The following is a 14728-nucleotide window of genomic DNA, read 5'->3' as shown; positions in this document are numbered from 1 at the left end:
TTTTTAGTAGTAACTTTTTCTTTATTAAGTTGTAATACTGATGAAACCTCAGATACAAACAGCATACAAAAAAAAAGAAAATATGCTTAATCGTGATGAAAATGTAATATCGAGAGTGTCGATTAGTGGGCGTCTTTTAACAGATGAACAGATTAATTTAATTGGAGTTAAGCATAATGAGTTTTTGTTACAGGCAGTAAAAGGTGTTAATTGGTCATCTAATGATGTAAATAATGACTTTAATATCTTTTTTAATAACCTTGCTACTTCTGAAAATATTAATTTAGCTTTTGAAGGTGAACCTAAAAATTATCAAGACAATTTTGATATTGTTAAATCTCATTTAGAAGAAAATAATAGTGTAAATTATTTTGAGAGTGTTGATTCTTTTTTTAGCAATGATTTGGAGGGCAAAAGTGTTAAGCAAATAACTTTGTTTTTAACAAGCTTGAAAGAAGAATTTGCAGAAAACACTAATTCTGTAAGAGATTATGAAGCATTTCTTGTATACACTTCAATATTAAAACACTCTGCTGTTTTTTGGCTTCCAACAGATTTAGGAGGAGAGGGGCACTTTGATATGTATAAGGCGGCACGAACTCCAGGGTGGAAAAAATGTTTAACTGATGTTTTAGAGAGCGATGGCATGAGCGGAACTGCCGGTTTTATAATCGGAGCAGGGATTGCAGCTGCAGCAACGGGTCCAGTTGCTCCTATTACTTTTGTAGCCGAAATAGCTTTGGGAGCAGGAGCTTCTTCTGCTTGGACGTGGTATAGAAGTATCAATTGCTAAAATAATTTCATATGTCATTTAAAAAAATAATTATTTTAGTTGCTCTGTTTTTGTCTATTTATTTTTGTTTTGAAAATTATCTTATAATAAAACAAATTTGGGTAGATAAGAGTTGTTTAGATAAAAAAAATATTAAAATAATCATAACTGACGGTTTTATTTTTAGTTTAATTATTTTTACAGGAAATTTATTTGTGTACACTAGAAGTAGTCCAAATCGAAAGTAAATTTTTAAATAGCAAAAAAACATCAAAATGATGTTTTTTTTGTTAAATTCATTTTTTTTAAATTATGAATTTCGTACGGCTTCCTTTCTTGTTAAAACTTTCTCTTGCTATAATTTCCATTATAGGAATAGGATATATTGTAAAACTGGGACAGAGTATCTTAGCTCCTTTTTTTCTGGCATTTTTATTAGCTATGATTTTTTTACCCATTGCTAATTTCCTGGAAAAAAAACTCAAATTTCCAAGGTCTTTATCTACCTTATTTTCGTTAGCGGTTTTACTTGTTGTACTCACCGGGTTGCTTTTTTTCTTCGGATCTCAGCTTTCAAGCTTCAGCAAAGACATTCCGCAGTTAACGGTTCAGGCAACAAATGTTTTTCACGATTTGCAGAGGTGGGTTTCTAAAACATTCAATGTGAAAATTGATGAGCAATTCACCTATCTTGATGAAGGCTTAAAGAAACTTCTTTCCTCCACTGGTGTAATTTTAGGATTTACCCTGAGTATTTTTTCCAGCGGTTTGGCTTTTTTGGCATTTTTCATCATATTCTTCATTTTCATTTTAAACTACAGAAGAATACTGAACAATTTTATTGTTAATGTTTTTAATGAAAAACACAAAACAAGTGTGCAAGAAGTTGTTTCAGAAGTAAGAATTATGACGAAACGTTATATTATTGGCTTATGTCTTCAGATTATTATCGTTTCTATTCTCACCACAATACTTTTAACCATACTTGGAGTAAAATACGCAATTCTTCTTGGAGTTTTAACCGGTCTACTGAATGTAATTCCTTATATCGGAATTTTCATTTCCCTACTTATTTCCTGCTTTATTGCTTTTGCAACCGGAACAGTTTCTAGTTGTGTATATGTTGCGATTGGATATGTTCTTGTACATGCTATAGATGGAAATATTGTACTTCCTTTTGTAGTGGGGTCTAAAGTTAAAATAAACGCTCTGTTTTCCTTTATCGGAATTTTGATAGGAGAAAATCTTTGGGGAATTTCAGGTATGTTTTTATGTATTCCCGCAATTGCCATTTTCAAAATTATTTTTGAAAGGGTTGATGGTTTGAAACCTTGGGGTAAACTTCTAGGTGAAGAAGAAAAACCCAAAAAGAAAAAGAAAACTTATAAAATTTCTAAAAATATCACCCTTAAAGAAATGGACTAAGATTGAATTAAAAATTGGTGAATTATCAAATTTAAAATCACTTTTAAAACATTGATAATTCACCATATAATAATTTTAAACAAATGCACTGAAGCCTGTAATTGATCTTCCTACAATAAGAGAATTAATTTCTTTGGTTCCTTCATAAGAATAAATAGCTTCTGCATCGGCAACAAATCTGGCAACATCATATTCCAGTAAGATACCATTTCCTCCCATTACTTCCCGAGCTCTGGAAACAACGTCTCTCGTTCTCAGGGTACAGAAAACTTTTGCCAGAGAAGCATGTTCGTCTTTTAAAATTCCTTCATCCTGCATTTCAGAAAGCCTGAAAACCATAGTCTGCATCGCAGTAAGATTAGAAAGCATTTCTACCAAATGCCCCTGAATCATCTGGAATGAAGCAATTGGCTTACCGAACTGCTCTCTTTTCCGAGTATAATCCAAAGCACTTTCGTAGGCTCCTCTCGCACATCCTGTTGCCATCCATGCAACACCTGCTCGTGTCATTTGCAGTACTTTTGCAGTATCTTTGAATGAATTGGCATTCTGAAGACGATTTTCTTCGGTTATTAAGCAATCTTTTAAAGTGATCAACCCGTTTTGCACAATTCTGAGTGCCATTTTGCCTTTTATTTTTTCCACGGAAAATCCGGGATTATCTGTTTCAACAATAAAGCCTTTTACTTCACCATCATCCAAATCTCTTGCCCAGATAATAACCAAATCTGCAAAAGTAGCATTCCCAATCCATTTTTTCTGTCCGTTCAAAACCCAGCCAATCTCTGTGTTTTTGCAGGTAACCGTGAGTCCGCCCGCCACGCCGGAACCTACTTCGGGTTCTGTTAAACCGAACGCACCAATTTTTTCAAATTTCTGCATCTGTGGAAGCCATTTCTGCTTTTGTTCTTCCGAACCGCACATGTAAATAGAACCCATTGCCAAACCCGATTGTACACCAAAAAATGTAGCAATAGAAGCATCGATTCTTGCCATTTCCATAGCAATAACGCCTTCCATCAAAAAAGGCATTCCTTTGCAGCCATACCCTTCATAAGTAACGCCACAAATATCTAATTTTTGGAATTTGGGAATCAGTTCGAAAGGAAATTCATCCCGTAGCCAATAATGATTGACCAGAGGCTTTACTTCCTTTTCCATAAAATCCCGAACTTTCAACTGAATTTCCCTCTGCTCGGGAGTTAAGGTGTGATATATATCGTAAAAATCACCGTCAATGGGCGGAAGTTCTTTCTTTTTCCGGTTGGGGTCAAGCATTTTCATCATTCCTTTCAGTTGCTTATCATCCAGCTTAGAAAAATTTTCCATAAGTTTAGGAAGATTTACTTTTTGTGAAATCTCATCGAGCTGATCAAAATCTATTGATTTAAAAAGCTGTAAAGCATTTTTTATTTTGGAAAAAGTAGTAGACATAATGAATAACTGTGTTTGATTTTGTAAAACATCAGCAAAAATTACTCCGAAAATGCCCATCACTGAATGAATTTTGTTTGTAAAAGATTGTAACTGATGATTTTAAATCATCAAAATTTGTAATCCGGAAAATAATTTGCCCCTTTAATCATTTGGTTATCTCTTTATACATTTTAAATCCAATTTTACTGTTTTAAACTTTTACAAGTGAAGAATTTCTTTGATAATATTTAATCCAACCGTTCAACTCGACCTCACCAATTGATTTTTAATGATGCATTAACATCTTTGCACTAAAATTCCGTAAATTTGCCAATCGGAATTTAATAACAGTGATTTTTGACGTTTTAAACTCATTTTTCACTCAAAAACCTTATTCAAACTTACAATATGCTATCTAAAATAAATCCTACCCATACAGAAAGCTGGAAAGCTCTTGACGAACATTTCGCTAATAATGACTTTGATTTAAGAAGTCTTTTTCAGTACAACCAAAACCGATTTAACGAATTTTCTATCAAGAAAACTAATTTTCTATTTGATTATTCAAAAAATTTAATTGATTCTAAAACAAAAAATCTTCTTTTGAATCTTGCGGAAGAATGCCAGTTGAAAGATGCGATTTCTAAAATGTTTTCGGGAGATAAAATCAACGAAACGGAAGGAAGAGCAGTGCTTCATACCGCATTAAGAGATTTTTCGGATAGGGAAATTTTGGTAGATGGCGAAAATATTAAGCCTCAGATTAAAAGAGTTCTCGATCATATGAAATCGTTTTCTGAAAGCATTATTTCAGGAACGCACAAAGGTTTCAGCGGAAAAGAAATCACGGATGTGGTCAACATCGGGATCGGAGGTTCAGATTTAGGGCCTGTGATGGTGGTTTCTGCTTTAAAGCATTTTAAGACAAGACTGAACGTTCATTTCGTTTCAAATGTAGACGGAAATCATATTGCAGAAGTGGTGAAAGACTTAAACCCTGAAACTACATTATTTATCATAGCTTCTAAAACGTTTACTACCCAAGAAACCATGACCAATGCTCTTTCTGCGAGAGATTGGTTTTTAAAGTCTGGAAAACAAGAGGATGTGGCTAAGCATTTTGTGGCTTTATCTACTAACGTTCAAGCTGTTAAAGACTTCGGGATTGCGGAAGAAAATATTTTCGAATTTTGGGATTGGGTAGGCGGAAGATATTCACTTTGGAGTGCGATTGGCTTAAGCATCGTTCTTGCCGTAGGTTACGAAAATTTTGAGCAGTTATTAAGAGGAGCTTATGATACCGATCAACACTTTCAGACCGCCGATTTTTCTGAAAACATTCCGGTTTTAATGGGATTATTGGGAATTTGGTATCGTAATTTTTATGCAGCCACCACGTATGCCATACTTCCGTATTCTCAGTATTTAGACAGATTTCCTGCCTATTTCCAGCAAGGAGATATGGAAAGTAACGGGAAATGTGTAGACAGAAACGGAGAATTTGTAGAATATGAAACCGGACCCATTATTTGGGGCGAACCGGGAACGAACGGACAGCATGCTTTCTATCAGTTTATCCATCAGGGAACAGAATTAATTCCTGCAGATTTCATTGCGTATGCGAAAAGCCCAAATAAAGTTTCTGATCATCAGGATAAACTTTTAGCGAATTTCTTTGCTCAAACTGAGGCACTTGCCTTTGGAAAAACAGAGGAGGAAGTAGAAGCTGAGCTTAAGACATCAGGAAAATCTGATGAAGAAATAGATTTCTTATTAAATTACAAAGTCTTCCTTGGAAATACGCCTACTAATTCATTTTTAATCAATGAATTAACTCCTTTTTCTTTAGGGCAATTAATTGCTTTGTATGAGCATAAAATTTTTGTACAGGGTGTGATTTGGAATATTTATAGTTTTGATCAGTTTGGGGTAGAACTAGGAAAAGTTTTAGCGAATAAAATCCTTCCGGAACTTGAAAGTAATGAGACAATTAGCTCACATGACAGCTCAACAAACGGTTTGATTAATTATTATAAAGCAAACAAATAAAATCTGGTAAAGATTAAAAAGTATGGTTGATTATAAATGAAAGTAAATTCAACCTTCAAATATTTAATTTTTATCTAAAATCTAATAATTAAAGTAATAAAAGTAAAAATGGCAGAAATTCTTGACGGATTAAAAGTATCCAAAGAAATAAAACAGGAAATAAAAGCTGAAGTTGAAAAAATCGTTGCCGGCAAACGAAGAGCTCCCCATTTGGTAGCGATTCTTGTTGGAAACAACGGAGCGAGCAAAGCGTATGTAAACTCAAAAGTGAAAGACTGTGAGGAAGTAGGATTTCAATCGAGTCTTATTAAATTTCCCAGTACAGTTTCCGAATCTGAATTATTGGAAAAAATTGATGAATTAAATAAGTCAAAAGCAGTAGACGGATTTATCGTTCAGCTTCCGCTGCCAAAACAGATCGACCAGGAAAAGATCATCAATGCAATTGATCCGAGAAAAGATGTAGATGGCTTCCACCCCGAAAATTTCGGAAGAATGGCATTGGAAATGGACACTTTCTTGCCTGCCACTCCGTTTGGAATCTTAACATTATTGGAAAGATATAATATTGAAACCAAAGGTAAAGACTGTGTAATTATCGGAAGAAGTAAAATTGTAGGAAGACCGATGAGTATTTTGATGGGAAGAAAAGATTTCCCAGGAAATTCTACTGTTACTTTAACGCATTCATACACCAAAGATATAGAAGAATACACCAAAAAAGCAGACATTGTAATTACCGCTTTAGGAGATCCTCATTTTTTAAAAGGTGAAATGATTAAAGATGGGGCCGTTATTGTAGATGTTGGGATCACAAGAGTAGATGATGATTCTCCTAAAGGATATCATCTTGCAGGTGATGTAGATTTTGACAGCTGTGCAGCAAAAGCAAGCTGGATTACGCCGGTTCCCGGAGGTGTAGGACCAATGACCAGAGCTATGCTGATGAAAAATACCATCATCGCCTACAAAACTTCGGTCTACAACGATTAATTAAAAATGAAAATAGAAGAAAATATTTTATTGAAAGAAGGTAAAATGCTCCCTGTAATGGAGCATTTTTACACTCTTCAGGGCGAAGGTGCCCATACCGGAAAAGCAGCTTATTTCATCAGGTTAGGAGGCTGTGATGTGGGTTGCCATTGGTGCGATGTGAAAGAAAGCTGGGATCCGAACTTGCATCCGCTGATGAATGCAGAGGAAATTGCAGAAACTGCTGCAAAACATTGCAAAACAATTGTTTTAACTGGTGGAGAACCTTTGATGTGGAATCTTGATGTTCTTACATCCAAATTAAAAGAATTGGGATGTACCATTCATATTGAAACCTCTGGGGCTTATCCTATGAGTGGGCAAATCGATTGGATTACGCTTTCACCAAAGAAAACAGGGCTTCCCAAAGAAGAAATTTATGCTAAAGCCCATGAGCTTAAAGTAATTGTTTTCAATAACAACGATTTTAAATTTGCAGAGGAACAGGCTGCAAAAGTTTCGGCAAGCTGTACACTGTATCTTCAAAGTGAGTGGAGTAAAAGAGATGAAATGTACCCGAAAATTACAGATTTCATATTGGAGCATCCGGAATGGAGAGCCTCTGTACAGACCCATAAGTATCTGAATATTCCTTAGAAAATACTGTAATTAATTTTTTAAATTCACAAAAAGGCTACTGTTTTTTATGAATTTAAAATAATTTTTGCTTTGAAAAATAGTGTTTATTATTATTTTAACACATTGGTCTTAGTTTTGATTTGTTTTTGGATGTTTATAATTCGAAAATAAAAACATCCAAAATTGAAAATACAACGATTAAGTGTTAATAATGGAAGCCATTAGACAGCATTTAATTTCAATAAAATAGCCTAATTTAGCAGAATGTTAAAAAAGTTTTTTACAGCAATAGGAGAATACATGCTCCTTCTTGGCAAATCGATGCAAAAGCCACAGAAAATGAGGGTTTTCTGGAAACTTTTGTTACGGGAAATAAACGATTTGGGAGTTAATTCCTTTGGATTGGTTATTTTTACCTCCATCTTTGTGGGTGCGGTTGTTGCCATACAGATGTTTAACAATTTCGATGCCTCATCATTCCCCATTCCGCCATCGTTTGTGGGATATGCTACTAAAGCGGTATTGGTTTTAGAATTCTCCCCTACTATCATCAGCTTAATTTTAGCAGGAAAAGTGGGTTCTTATATTGCATCCAGTATTGGTACAATGAGAGTTTCAGAACAAATTGATGCTCTGGACATTATGGGAGTTAATTCACCTAATTTTTTAATATTCCCAAAAATAATCGCCTGCATAATATTTAATCCACTGCTTATTGCCATCAGTATTGTTTTTGGTATTGGAGGAGGTTATATTGCCGGAATTCTTACAGGAAACTGGACCACAGCAGACTATATTAACGGTATCCAAATGTACATGCCTAATCTTTTTATCTATTATGCATTTACAAAAACCATAGCCTTTGCATTTATTATTGCAACAGTACCTTCTTATTTTGGATATTATGTAAACGGAGGATCTCTAGAAGTTGGTAGAGCAAGTACGCAGGCTGTAGTATGGACAATGGTTTTTATCATTATCTCCGAATTAATTCTAACCCAGTTAATATTAAGCTGATGATTGAGGTAAAAGATCTGAAAAAAAGTTTCGAAAATGTAGAAGTTCTTAAAGGAATTACAACAACATTTGAAAAAGGAAAAGTAAATCTCATAATCGGGCAGAGTGGTTCGGGTAAAACCGTTTTTCTTAAAAGCCTTTTGAACGTTTATCAACCATCTTCAGGAGAAATTCTTTTTGATGGGAGAGATATCAATGTAATGACGAGAGATGAAAAACAGCACCTGCGATCTGAAATTGGCACCGTATTTCAAGGAAGTGCATTATTCGATTCTCTTACTGTGGAAGAAAATATTATGTTTCCACTAGACATGTTTACCAATCTTACCTTCCGGGAGAAAAAGAAAAGAGTTTTTGATGTAATTGGAAGAGTTCATTTAGATAAAGCAAATAAAAAGTTTCCTTCTGAAATATCCGGAGGGATGCAGAAACGTGTAGCAATTGCTAGAGCTATTGTAAACAATCCGAAATATTTATTCTGCGATGAACCCAACTCAGGTTTAGATCCTTACACTTCTAATATTATTGATGATTTGTTATTGGAAATTACCAAAGAATACAACACAACCACTATCATCAATACCCACGATATGAATTCTGTGATGACCATCGGAGAAAAAATTGTATATCTGAGACTGGGCATTAAAGAATGGGAAGGTAATAAAGACATTTTGATAACTGCGGGTAATAAAAACCTGATAGATTTCGTTTATTCATCAGAATTATTTAAGGAATTAAGAGAATATTTGTTGGAAAACAATAAAACGATAGAGAATAATATTACAAAATTTGACGATCATGAAAAAATGGATTAGTGCAGCTTTCATAGGCTTAAGTATTATGGCTTCGGCACAGATTTCACTAGCGGGAAAAGCAAATGTGCTAATTCCTACGAGTTCTGCTTCATGGAAAAATCTTAAAACAGCAGCAACTAATGCGGTAGAACAAAAGGGTAAAAACATCACCGGTTTTAATGTTGGGCTTTCCCTCAAAATCGATCTACCAAGCTCTTTATTTTTTGATGCCGGAAATATACTATACCAATTTCAGCAACGAAGTTACTGTGCAAAATGATGCCAGTTCAGAGCAAACCACTATTAAAGCTAAAAACAACAGAGTAGACATTCCTGTTTTGATTGGTACCAATATATTAGGCAATCTATTGAGTGCTTATGTTGGTCCTGTAGGTAGTTTTAATCTTGCCAAAGACGATAATTTCGACAATTTCGTTCAGAAAGTGAATACTAAATCTTTTACTGTCGGTTATCAATTAGGATTGCAAAGCGAAATTTCTAAAGTTATTATTTCGGCTCGATATGAAGGTGCTTTTTCTAAAGATCAAAGAAAATTCATCAATAATATTGCAGGATCTAATCAGGAAATTAACTACGATAACAGATCCAGTTTATTTTTATTGGGACTAGGATATAAGTTTTAGTATAAAGTTAATAAAGATAATGAAGGAGACCGTGTTTAGCAGTCTCATTTTTTATTTTGAAGCTTTTAAAAGTTGCTTTCTATAATAAAATAAAGGTATAATAAGCAGAATAATGATAGGTTGAATGACAAATCTTCTCATATAAAAAGAGAAAAGATATCCTATCTTAAATTCGTTGTGTATACAGAAAAGGTAAATAGGAAATGTGATGACAAAAACAATTGTAATCATGATGAAAGCTTGAATTGTCCATTGCTTATTTTTAAACAGAAAATGAATGATTAAGCAGGAAAAAAACAGATTCAGTACAAATCTAAATAAGTGGCTTAAGATTAATTTACCCCACACAAAATCGGGAAATGGTATATTCTGAACCGCTTCATGAAAATAATTCAAAAAAGGATCATAGAAAATCTTATCTTCAAGCATTCTCACACTTATAAGACCAAAAATTCCAATCAAAACCAAAAGCCAACTAAGAATTTTCATTTTTTAAAGCAAAAAATTTAATCCAGACTAACCACAAAATAACAACGCTTCCATAGATTACCGCCGGAAAAAAATAATCGTGTGCAGTCTTGCTGTAATCCGGGTAATCGCTAATAATAATATTTAGCCCAACAATTCTCAAAACATTCATCACGTACAAAAGAATAAGGCTTAAACCTACAAATACAAAAGTTTTTGCTCCTTTATAGAACGCAAATATAAACGCAGTGAAAAGAATGATAACCGAGATTGCATTACAGCCTTCTACCATTCTGCTCACAACATCTTTGTTGATATAAAAAAAAATCTGCTGGTTCGGAACATCATCATAAAAATTTGTAGGAAAACCTAAAGCATCCTGAACAATCCCAACATGGCCAACTATCATCCTAGAATAAGGGTCTAAACCAGAATCCTGAAAACTATTGAGGTAAAACTGATACCCAAACAGCAACACCATATAAATAATGATGAAACGAAGCAAAATTCCCAAGACAGGTTTAAAGTCCTTTAGCATACTGCAAATATAAAAATTAGGATTCAATTTAGTATATTTGTTTCGGTATTATGATTTCAGAAGACGCAAAATTATTTTTAGAAAACTACTGCAAAGGGAAATCCGACAGATTTCTTACTTTAGCACAAAGTGGTTCTGCAAGAATTAATTTTTTAGCAGAAAACAAGGGTTGCGAATATATTATTACTTATAATGAAAACATCCGAGAGAACAACAGTTTTCTCTATTTTTCGGAAGTTTTCTCCCAATTAAAACTCAACACGCCCAAAATATATACGGTTTCGGAAGACAGAACAATGTACATTCAGGAATTTTTGGGAAACAAAACCCTTTCTGAGGTTATCAGCGAAGAAAAATTATCAGAAAGAGTACAAAATTTGGTAAAACAAACACTGGAAAAACTTTTCGAACTTCAATCTAAAACCGAAAATAAAATCGATTTCCGTAAAACTTTCGAATACGAATCTTATGATGAGTTGCCTGTAATACACGATTTGTATTATTTTAAAAATTTTGTTGCAGATATTCTGGAACTCGAATACCACAAATCTTCATTACTGAAAGAATTTAAAAAAATTGCTGCACTTATTGAAGGTTTACAGCCCAAAGGCATTATGATCAGAGACTTTCAGGCGAGAAATATCATGGTAAACAATCAGGATCAGGTTTCTTTTATAGATTACCAATCTGCTATGAAAGGTCCGCTGATGTATGATGTAATTTCTTTTTTGTTTCAGGCAAAAGCTGATTTTCCAGATGATTTTAAAAATGAAATGTTGGATTATTATATAAGTCAATTTAAAAATACAGACTTACAAAATAATCTTAAAGCATCTGTTAAGCCCATCCAGTTAATGAGATTTCTTCAGGTTTTAGGAGCCTACGGATTTCGCGGACTGATTCAAAAAAAGCCACATTTTATTTCAAGCATTGAAAAAGGAATACAGAACATTACAGATTTCGCCCAAAAATGGGAAATGATGGATAATTTTCCTGAGTTGAAAAACGTTATCCAACAACTGGATACTCCACAAACAAAAAATAAAATAGAAGATATTTTAAAATATTAGCCGATTTTTAAATTCAAAATCTATCGGTTTGAAATTTTAATTTTCTTCAAAAAACAAATTATAAAAAATATGCTACACATAGACATTCATAGTTTTTCATACAAAAAAGGAGGAATTCCGAAAGACGAAACAGGCAACGGAGGCGGATTCACTTTCGATTGCAGAGGAATTCTTAATCCGGGAAGGGTTGAAGAATACAAATCTCAAACAGGAAACGACATTGGCGTGCAGGAATATCTTGAAACAAAAACAGAGATGCCGCAATTTTTAGATTTAGTTAAAAAAATGGTTTCCATTAATATTGATAATTATCTTGGAAGAGACTTCGATAATCTTCAGATTAATTTCGGTTGCACGGGAGGACAGCACAGATCTGTTTATTCAGCAATAAAAATAGCGAAGTTTATTGAAGAAAAATACGGAAATAAGGTAGAAATCAGTCTGCATCACGATGAGCAACATCAGCTTAATCATCAATAATTATTGTTTTCAACAAAAGACCATCAGACCTTTCTCAATTTTTAGCATGTTATGAAAGCATTAATTTTTGCAGCCGGAAAAGGAACACGCCTTAAACCATTTACCGATCATCATCCAAAAGCTTTGGCAAAAGTAAACGGAATTCCGCTCCTTGAGCGAAATATTAAATACCTTAAAAGTTTTGGCATTACCGATTTTGTGATTAACATTCATCATTTTGGAAATCAAATTGTTGAATTTCTAAAAGAGAATGATAATTTCAACTGCAAGATTGAAATATCTGATGAATCTAAAGAACTTCTTGAAACCGGAGGCGGTCTTGTTTTTGCCAAAAAATTTCTGGATCATGGCGAAGATTTTTTAATCATGAATGCTGATATTTTAACCAATATCAACATAACCGACTTTGTAAGATACCACAAAGACATTAAAGATTTTGCTACCTTAGCGGTTTCAGACAGAGAAAGTTCCCGAAAATTATTGTTTAATGACGATCTTGTTTTGCGGGGATGGCTTAATGTACAAACGGGAGAACAGAGGCTTGCAGAATTCAACAAAGGATTTAAGCCTTTAGCGTTTAGCGGTGTGCACTGTATTAATCCGGTTATGTTTACCAAAATGAAAAGAACAGGTAAATTTTCGGTTATGGAAGAATATTTGGACTTAATGCTGAGCGAAAAAATTCATGGTTATGTACACGACAGCATTCTTGTAGATGTTGGTAGACCCGCATCTGTACTTGAGGCTGAAAAATATTTTAAATAAATTTAAATGAATACGGAAAACATAAAAGACGGAAATTTAGACAATAATCCCCTTAATATTGATGAAACTAAACTGCACAACAGTTTAAGAGAGAAAACATGGGACGAAACCATTACCAAAGACAGTTGGATGGTTTTCAAGATTATGGCAGAATTTGTAGAAGGATACGAAAAAATGGCAAGAATTGGTCCGTGCGTATCTATCTTTGGCTCTGCAAGATTGAAGCCCGAAAGCAAATACTATAATATGGCAGTAGAAATTGCCGAAAAAATAACCAAAATTGGATTTGGAGTAATTACCGGTGGCGGACCAGGAATTATGGAAGCCGGAAATAAAGGAGCTCACAATGCCGAAGGAAAATCTATCGGTCTGAATATTGACCTTCCTTTTGAACAGCATTTTAATCCTTACATCAACAAACTGTACTCACTTAATTTTGATTATTTTTTTGTGAGAAAAGTAATGTTTGTAAAGTATTCTCAGGGCTTTATCGTAATGCCCGGAGGGTTTGGCACTTTGGACGAGCTTACAGAAGCTATTACCTTAATCCAAACCTATAAAATCGGAAGATTCCCAATTGTTTTGGTGGGAACCGAATTTTGGAGCGGATTACTAGACTGGTTTAAAGATACTTTACTAAAAGAAGGAATGATTTCTGAAGGAGATCTAGATCTTTACCGTGTGGTAGATACAGCAGATGAAGCTGTTGCCCATATTAAAGCGTTTTATGATAAATATTCTGTAAACGTTAACTTTTAATTGGCATATTATTTGTCATATTTTTAAACAGTCAATATGCTGAAAATCTACTACTGAGATGAAAAAATTATTATATATTTCTAGTTTACTTACATTAATAATAATGATGAGTTTTAATGTTGCAGACTTCTATTCTTCTATGACGAAAGTAGATTACGTAGACGGCAGCAAAACTCTGAAGTTTACAACAAAAATGAATACGAGCCATATTTCTGATGCTATTAAAATCAACAGAAATACAGCAGGCTTCGAAGCTGAAGTAAAAAAATACGTTAATAATAATTTTGATGTATTTGTAAATGGATCTCCCAAAACGCTCACTTTTACCGGAAGCCAGGTAAGTGGAGAAACAGTTTGGGTTTATTTTGAAACATCCGGAGTTTCTGATATTAACAGCTTGAAAATAAAAAACACTATCCTTTTAAGTGCATTTCCAAAGCAGATTAATTTGGTAAACATCGCTTATATGGGAAATCTAAAAACAATGAATTTTCAGCGCGGTAAAGAAGTGAATGAAGTTTCTTTTTAAGGAATTAAATTTTCACCGAATTTCTATTGTCATTATAGAATTAATTGACAGACATAGTTTAATTAGACACTATCCCGTAAAGTGTGTAAGTAGAAAAGTTAGGCTTGGATTTTATAATCTGAGCCTTTTTTCAAAAATAAGCATAAATTGGTTTAAAACCAATCCCCAATTATGGATAGGCATTGTCCATTTTTTGGTAGCTTCTTTTAGAGCAAGATACACCGACTTTAAAACAGCATCATCCGTAGGGAAAGACATTTTATTTTTAGTGTATTTTCGGATTTTTCCATTCAGGTTTTCAATTAAATTGGTGGTGTAAATGATTTTTCGGATTTCGATTGGGAAATCAAAAAATACGGTGAGTTCGTCCCAATTGTTTCTCCAGGATTGA

Annotated in this window: 18 protein-coding genes; 14 read left to right on the top strand and 4 right to left on the bottom strand. The window is 33.8% G+C overall.

What is annotated here, in order from left to right:
- Window positions 1-40: 40 nt before the first annotated feature.
- A complete protein-coding gene (locus tag IV513_RS09080; RefSeq protein WP_209390255.1) occupies window positions 41-793 on the top strand; it encodes a hypothetical protein in 753 nt (250 codons plus the stop codon).
- A gap of 291 nt (window positions 794-1084) precedes the next feature.
- Complete coding sequence (locus tag IV513_RS09075) at window positions 1085-2197, top strand: AI-2E family transporter (protein ID WP_209390254.1); 1113 nt, start codon at window positions 1085-1087, stop codon at window positions 2195-2197.
- Window positions 2198-2272: 75 nt separating this feature from the next.
- Here the strand turns inward: IV513_RS09075 and IV513_RS09070 are convergent, their stop codons facing one another.
- Window positions 2273-3631, bottom strand: coding sequence for an acyl-CoA dehydrogenase family protein (locus IV513_RS09070; RefSeq protein WP_209390271.1), 1359 nt, complete (start codon window positions 3629-3631; stop codon window positions 2273-2275).
- Between the two features lie 390 nt (window positions 3632-4021).
- On the opposite strand from IV513_RS09070, the gene pgi reads away from it, so the two are divergent.
- The 7 genes from pgi to IV513_RS09040 all read left to right on the top strand — a co-directional run bounded on the left by pgi (window position 4022) and on the right by IV513_RS09040 (window position 9728).
- Window positions 4022-5662 (top strand): glucose-6-phosphate isomerase, encoded by a 1641-nt coding sequence (gene pgi, locus IV513_RS09065; RefSeq protein WP_209390253.1) that lies wholly within the window; start codon window positions 4022-4024, stop codon window positions 5660-5662.
- 108 nt (window positions 5663-5770) lie between these two features.
- The gene (locus IV513_RS09060) at window positions 5771-6655 is read left to right on the top strand and encodes a bifunctional 5,10-methylenetetrahydrofolate dehydrogenase/5,10-methenyltetrahydrofolate cyclohydrolase (RefSeq protein ID WP_209390252.1); all 885 of its coding nucleotides are present in this window, start codon (window positions 5771-5773) and stop codon (window positions 6653-6655) included.
- A 6-nt stretch (window positions 6656-6661) separates the two neighbouring features.
- On the top strand, window positions 6662-7291 hold the full coding sequence (locus IV513_RS09055; protein WP_209390251.1) for a 7-carboxy-7-deazaguanine synthase QueE: 630 nt from the start codon (window positions 6662-6664) through the stop codon (window positions 7289-7291).
- A gap of 246 nt (window positions 7292-7537) precedes the next feature.
- Window positions 7538-8290, top strand: a complete 753-nt coding sequence (locus IV513_RS09050) for an ABC transporter permease (RefSeq protein ID WP_209390250.1) — start codon at window positions 7538-7540, stop codon at window positions 8288-8290.
- Window positions 8290-9105: an ABC transporter ATP-binding protein gene (locus tag IV513_RS09045; protein ID WP_209390270.1), complete on the top strand. Its 816-nt coding sequence runs from the start codon at window positions 8290-8292 to the stop codon at window positions 9103-9105. Before IV513_RS09050 ends, IV513_RS09045 begins: the two co-directional genes overlap by 1 nt.
- Window positions 9089-9364, top strand: a complete 276-nt coding sequence (locus IV513_RS15830) for a hypothetical protein (protein ID WP_245168907.1) — start codon at window positions 9089-9091, stop codon at window positions 9362-9364. The genes IV513_RS09045 and IV513_RS15830 overlap by 17 nt, the downstream gene beginning before the upstream one ends.
- The gene (locus tag IV513_RS09040; protein ID WP_245168906.1) at window positions 9312-9728 is read left to right on the top strand and encodes a hypothetical protein; all 417 of its coding nucleotides are present in this window, start codon (window positions 9312-9314) and stop codon (window positions 9726-9728) included. Before IV513_RS15830 ends, IV513_RS09040 begins: the two co-directional genes overlap by 53 nt.
- Before the next feature lie 51 nt (window positions 9729-9779).
- Here the strand turns inward: IV513_RS09040 and IV513_RS09035 are convergent, their stop codons facing one another.
- Both IV513_RS09035 and xrtF read right to left on the bottom strand, forming a co-directional pair.
- A complete protein-coding gene (locus IV513_RS09035; RefSeq protein WP_209390249.1) occupies window positions 9780-10217 on the bottom strand; it encodes an exosortase F system-associated protein in 438 nt (145 codons plus the stop codon).
- A complete protein-coding gene (gene xrtF, locus IV513_RS09030) occupies window positions 10204-10734 on the bottom strand; it encodes an exosortase family protein XrtF (RefSeq protein WP_209390248.1) in 531 nt (176 codons plus the stop codon). The genes IV513_RS09035 and xrtF overlap by 14 nt, the downstream gene beginning before the upstream one ends.
- 50 nt (window positions 10735-10784) lie before the next feature.
- Here xrtF and IV513_RS09025 point away from each other — a divergent pair, with 50 nt between their 5' ends.
- The 5 genes from IV513_RS09025 (at window position 10785) to IV513_RS09005 (ending at window position 14337) form a co-directional block, all read left to right on the top strand.
- Window positions 10785-11804: an aminoglycoside phosphotransferase family protein gene (locus IV513_RS09025; RefSeq protein WP_209390247.1), complete on the top strand. Its 1020-nt coding sequence runs from the start codon at window positions 10785-10787 to the stop codon at window positions 11802-11804.
- Between the two features lie 69 nt (window positions 11805-11873).
- Window positions 11874-12284 (top strand): RNase adapter RapZ, encoded by a 411-nt coding sequence (locus IV513_RS09020; RefSeq protein ID WP_209390246.1) that lies wholly within the window; start codon window positions 11874-11876, stop codon window positions 12282-12284.
- A 51-nt stretch (window positions 12285-12335) separates the two neighbouring features.
- A complete protein-coding gene (locus tag IV513_RS09015; protein WP_209390245.1) occupies window positions 12336-13049 on the top strand; it encodes a nucleotidyltransferase family protein in 714 nt (237 codons plus the stop codon).
- 6 nt (window positions 13050-13055) lie between these two features.
- The gene (locus IV513_RS09010; RefSeq protein ID WP_209390244.1) at window positions 13056-13808 is read left to right on the top strand and encodes a TIGR00730 family Rossman fold protein; all 753 of its coding nucleotides are present in this window, start codon (window positions 13056-13058) and stop codon (window positions 13806-13808) included.
- Between the two features lie 58 nt (window positions 13809-13866).
- Window positions 13867-14337: a DUF6702 family protein gene (locus IV513_RS09005; RefSeq protein WP_209390243.1), complete on the top strand. Its 471-nt coding sequence runs from the start codon at window positions 13867-13869 to the stop codon at window positions 14335-14337.
- A 111-nt stretch (window positions 14338-14448) separates the two neighbouring features.
- Here the strand turns inward: IV513_RS09005 and IV513_RS09000 are convergent.
- A partial coding sequence (locus tag IV513_RS09000; RefSeq protein ID WP_209390242.1) for a transposase occupies window positions 14449-14728 on the bottom strand: 280 nt, incomplete at its 5' end.

Source organism: Chryseobacterium sp. RR2-3-20 (assembly GCF_017808115.1).
GTDB classification, from domain to species: Bacteria; Bacteroidota; Bacteroidia; order Flavobacteriales; family Weeksellaceae; genus Chryseobacterium; species Chryseobacterium oryzae.
Note: the sequence above shows the minus strand (reverse complement) of the source record. Positions and strands in the feature narration are given on the sequence as shown.

Bases quoted from the DNA above. Each gene is read 5' to 3' on its own strand.
- IV513_RS09080 (WP_209390255.1), top strand. From the start codon at position 41: ATGAAACCTCAGATACAAACAGCATACAAAAAAAAAGAAAATATGCTT.
- IV513_RS09075 (WP_209390254.1), top strand. From the start codon at position 1,085: ATGAATTTCGTACGGCTTCCTTTCTTGTTAAAACTTTCTCTTGCTATA.
- IV513_RS09070 (WP_209390271.1), bottom strand. From the start codon at position 3,631: ATGTCTACTACTTTTTCCAAAATAAAAAATGCTTTACAGCTTTTTAAA.
- pgi (WP_209390253.1), top strand. From the start codon at position 4,022: ATGCTATCTAAAATAAATCCTACCCATACAGAAAGCTGGAAAGCTCTT.
- IV513_RS09060 (WP_209390252.1), top strand. From the start codon at position 5,771: ATGGCAGAAATTCTTGACGGATTAAAAGTATCCAAAGAAATAAAACAG.
- IV513_RS09055 (WP_209390251.1), top strand. From the start codon at position 6,662: ATGAAAATAGAAGAAAATATTTTATTGAAAGAAGGTAAAATGCTCCCT.
- IV513_RS09050 (WP_209390250.1), top strand. From the start codon at position 7,538: ATGTTAAAAAAGTTTTTTACAGCAATAGGAGAATACATGCTCCTTCTT.
- IV513_RS09045 (WP_209390270.1), top strand. From the start codon at position 8,290: ATGATTGAGGTAAAAGATCTGAAAAAAAGTTTCGAAAATGTAGAAGTT.
- IV513_RS15830 (WP_245168907.1), top strand. From the start codon at position 9,089: ATGAAAAAATGGATTAGTGCAGCTTTCATAGGCTTAAGTATTATGGCT.
- IV513_RS09040 (WP_245168906.1), top strand. From the start codon at position 9,312: ATGCCGGAAATATACTATACCAATTTCAGCAACGAAGTTACTGTGCAA.
- IV513_RS09035 (WP_209390249.1), bottom strand. From the start codon at position 10,217: ATGAAAATTCTTAGTTGGCTTTTGGTTTTGATTGGAATTTTTGGTCTT.
- xrtF (WP_209390248.1), bottom strand. From the start codon at position 10,734: ATGCTAAAGGACTTTAAACCTGTCTTGGGAATTTTGCTTCGTTTCATC.
- IV513_RS09025 (WP_209390247.1), top strand. From the start codon at position 10,785: ATGATTTCAGAAGACGCAAAATTATTTTTAGAAAACTACTGCAAAGGG.
- IV513_RS09020 (WP_209390246.1), top strand. From the start codon at position 11,874: ATGCTACACATAGACATTCATAGTTTTTCATACAAAAAAGGAGGAATT.
- IV513_RS09015 (WP_209390245.1), top strand. From the start codon at position 12,336: ATGAAAGCATTAATTTTTGCAGCCGGAAAAGGAACACGCCTTAAACCA.
- IV513_RS09010 (WP_209390244.1), top strand. From the start codon at position 13,056: ATGAATACGGAAAACATAAAAGACGGAAATTTAGACAATAATCCCCTT.
- IV513_RS09005 (WP_209390243.1), top strand. From the start codon at position 13,867: ATGAAAAAATTATTATATATTTCTAGTTTACTTACATTAATAATAATG.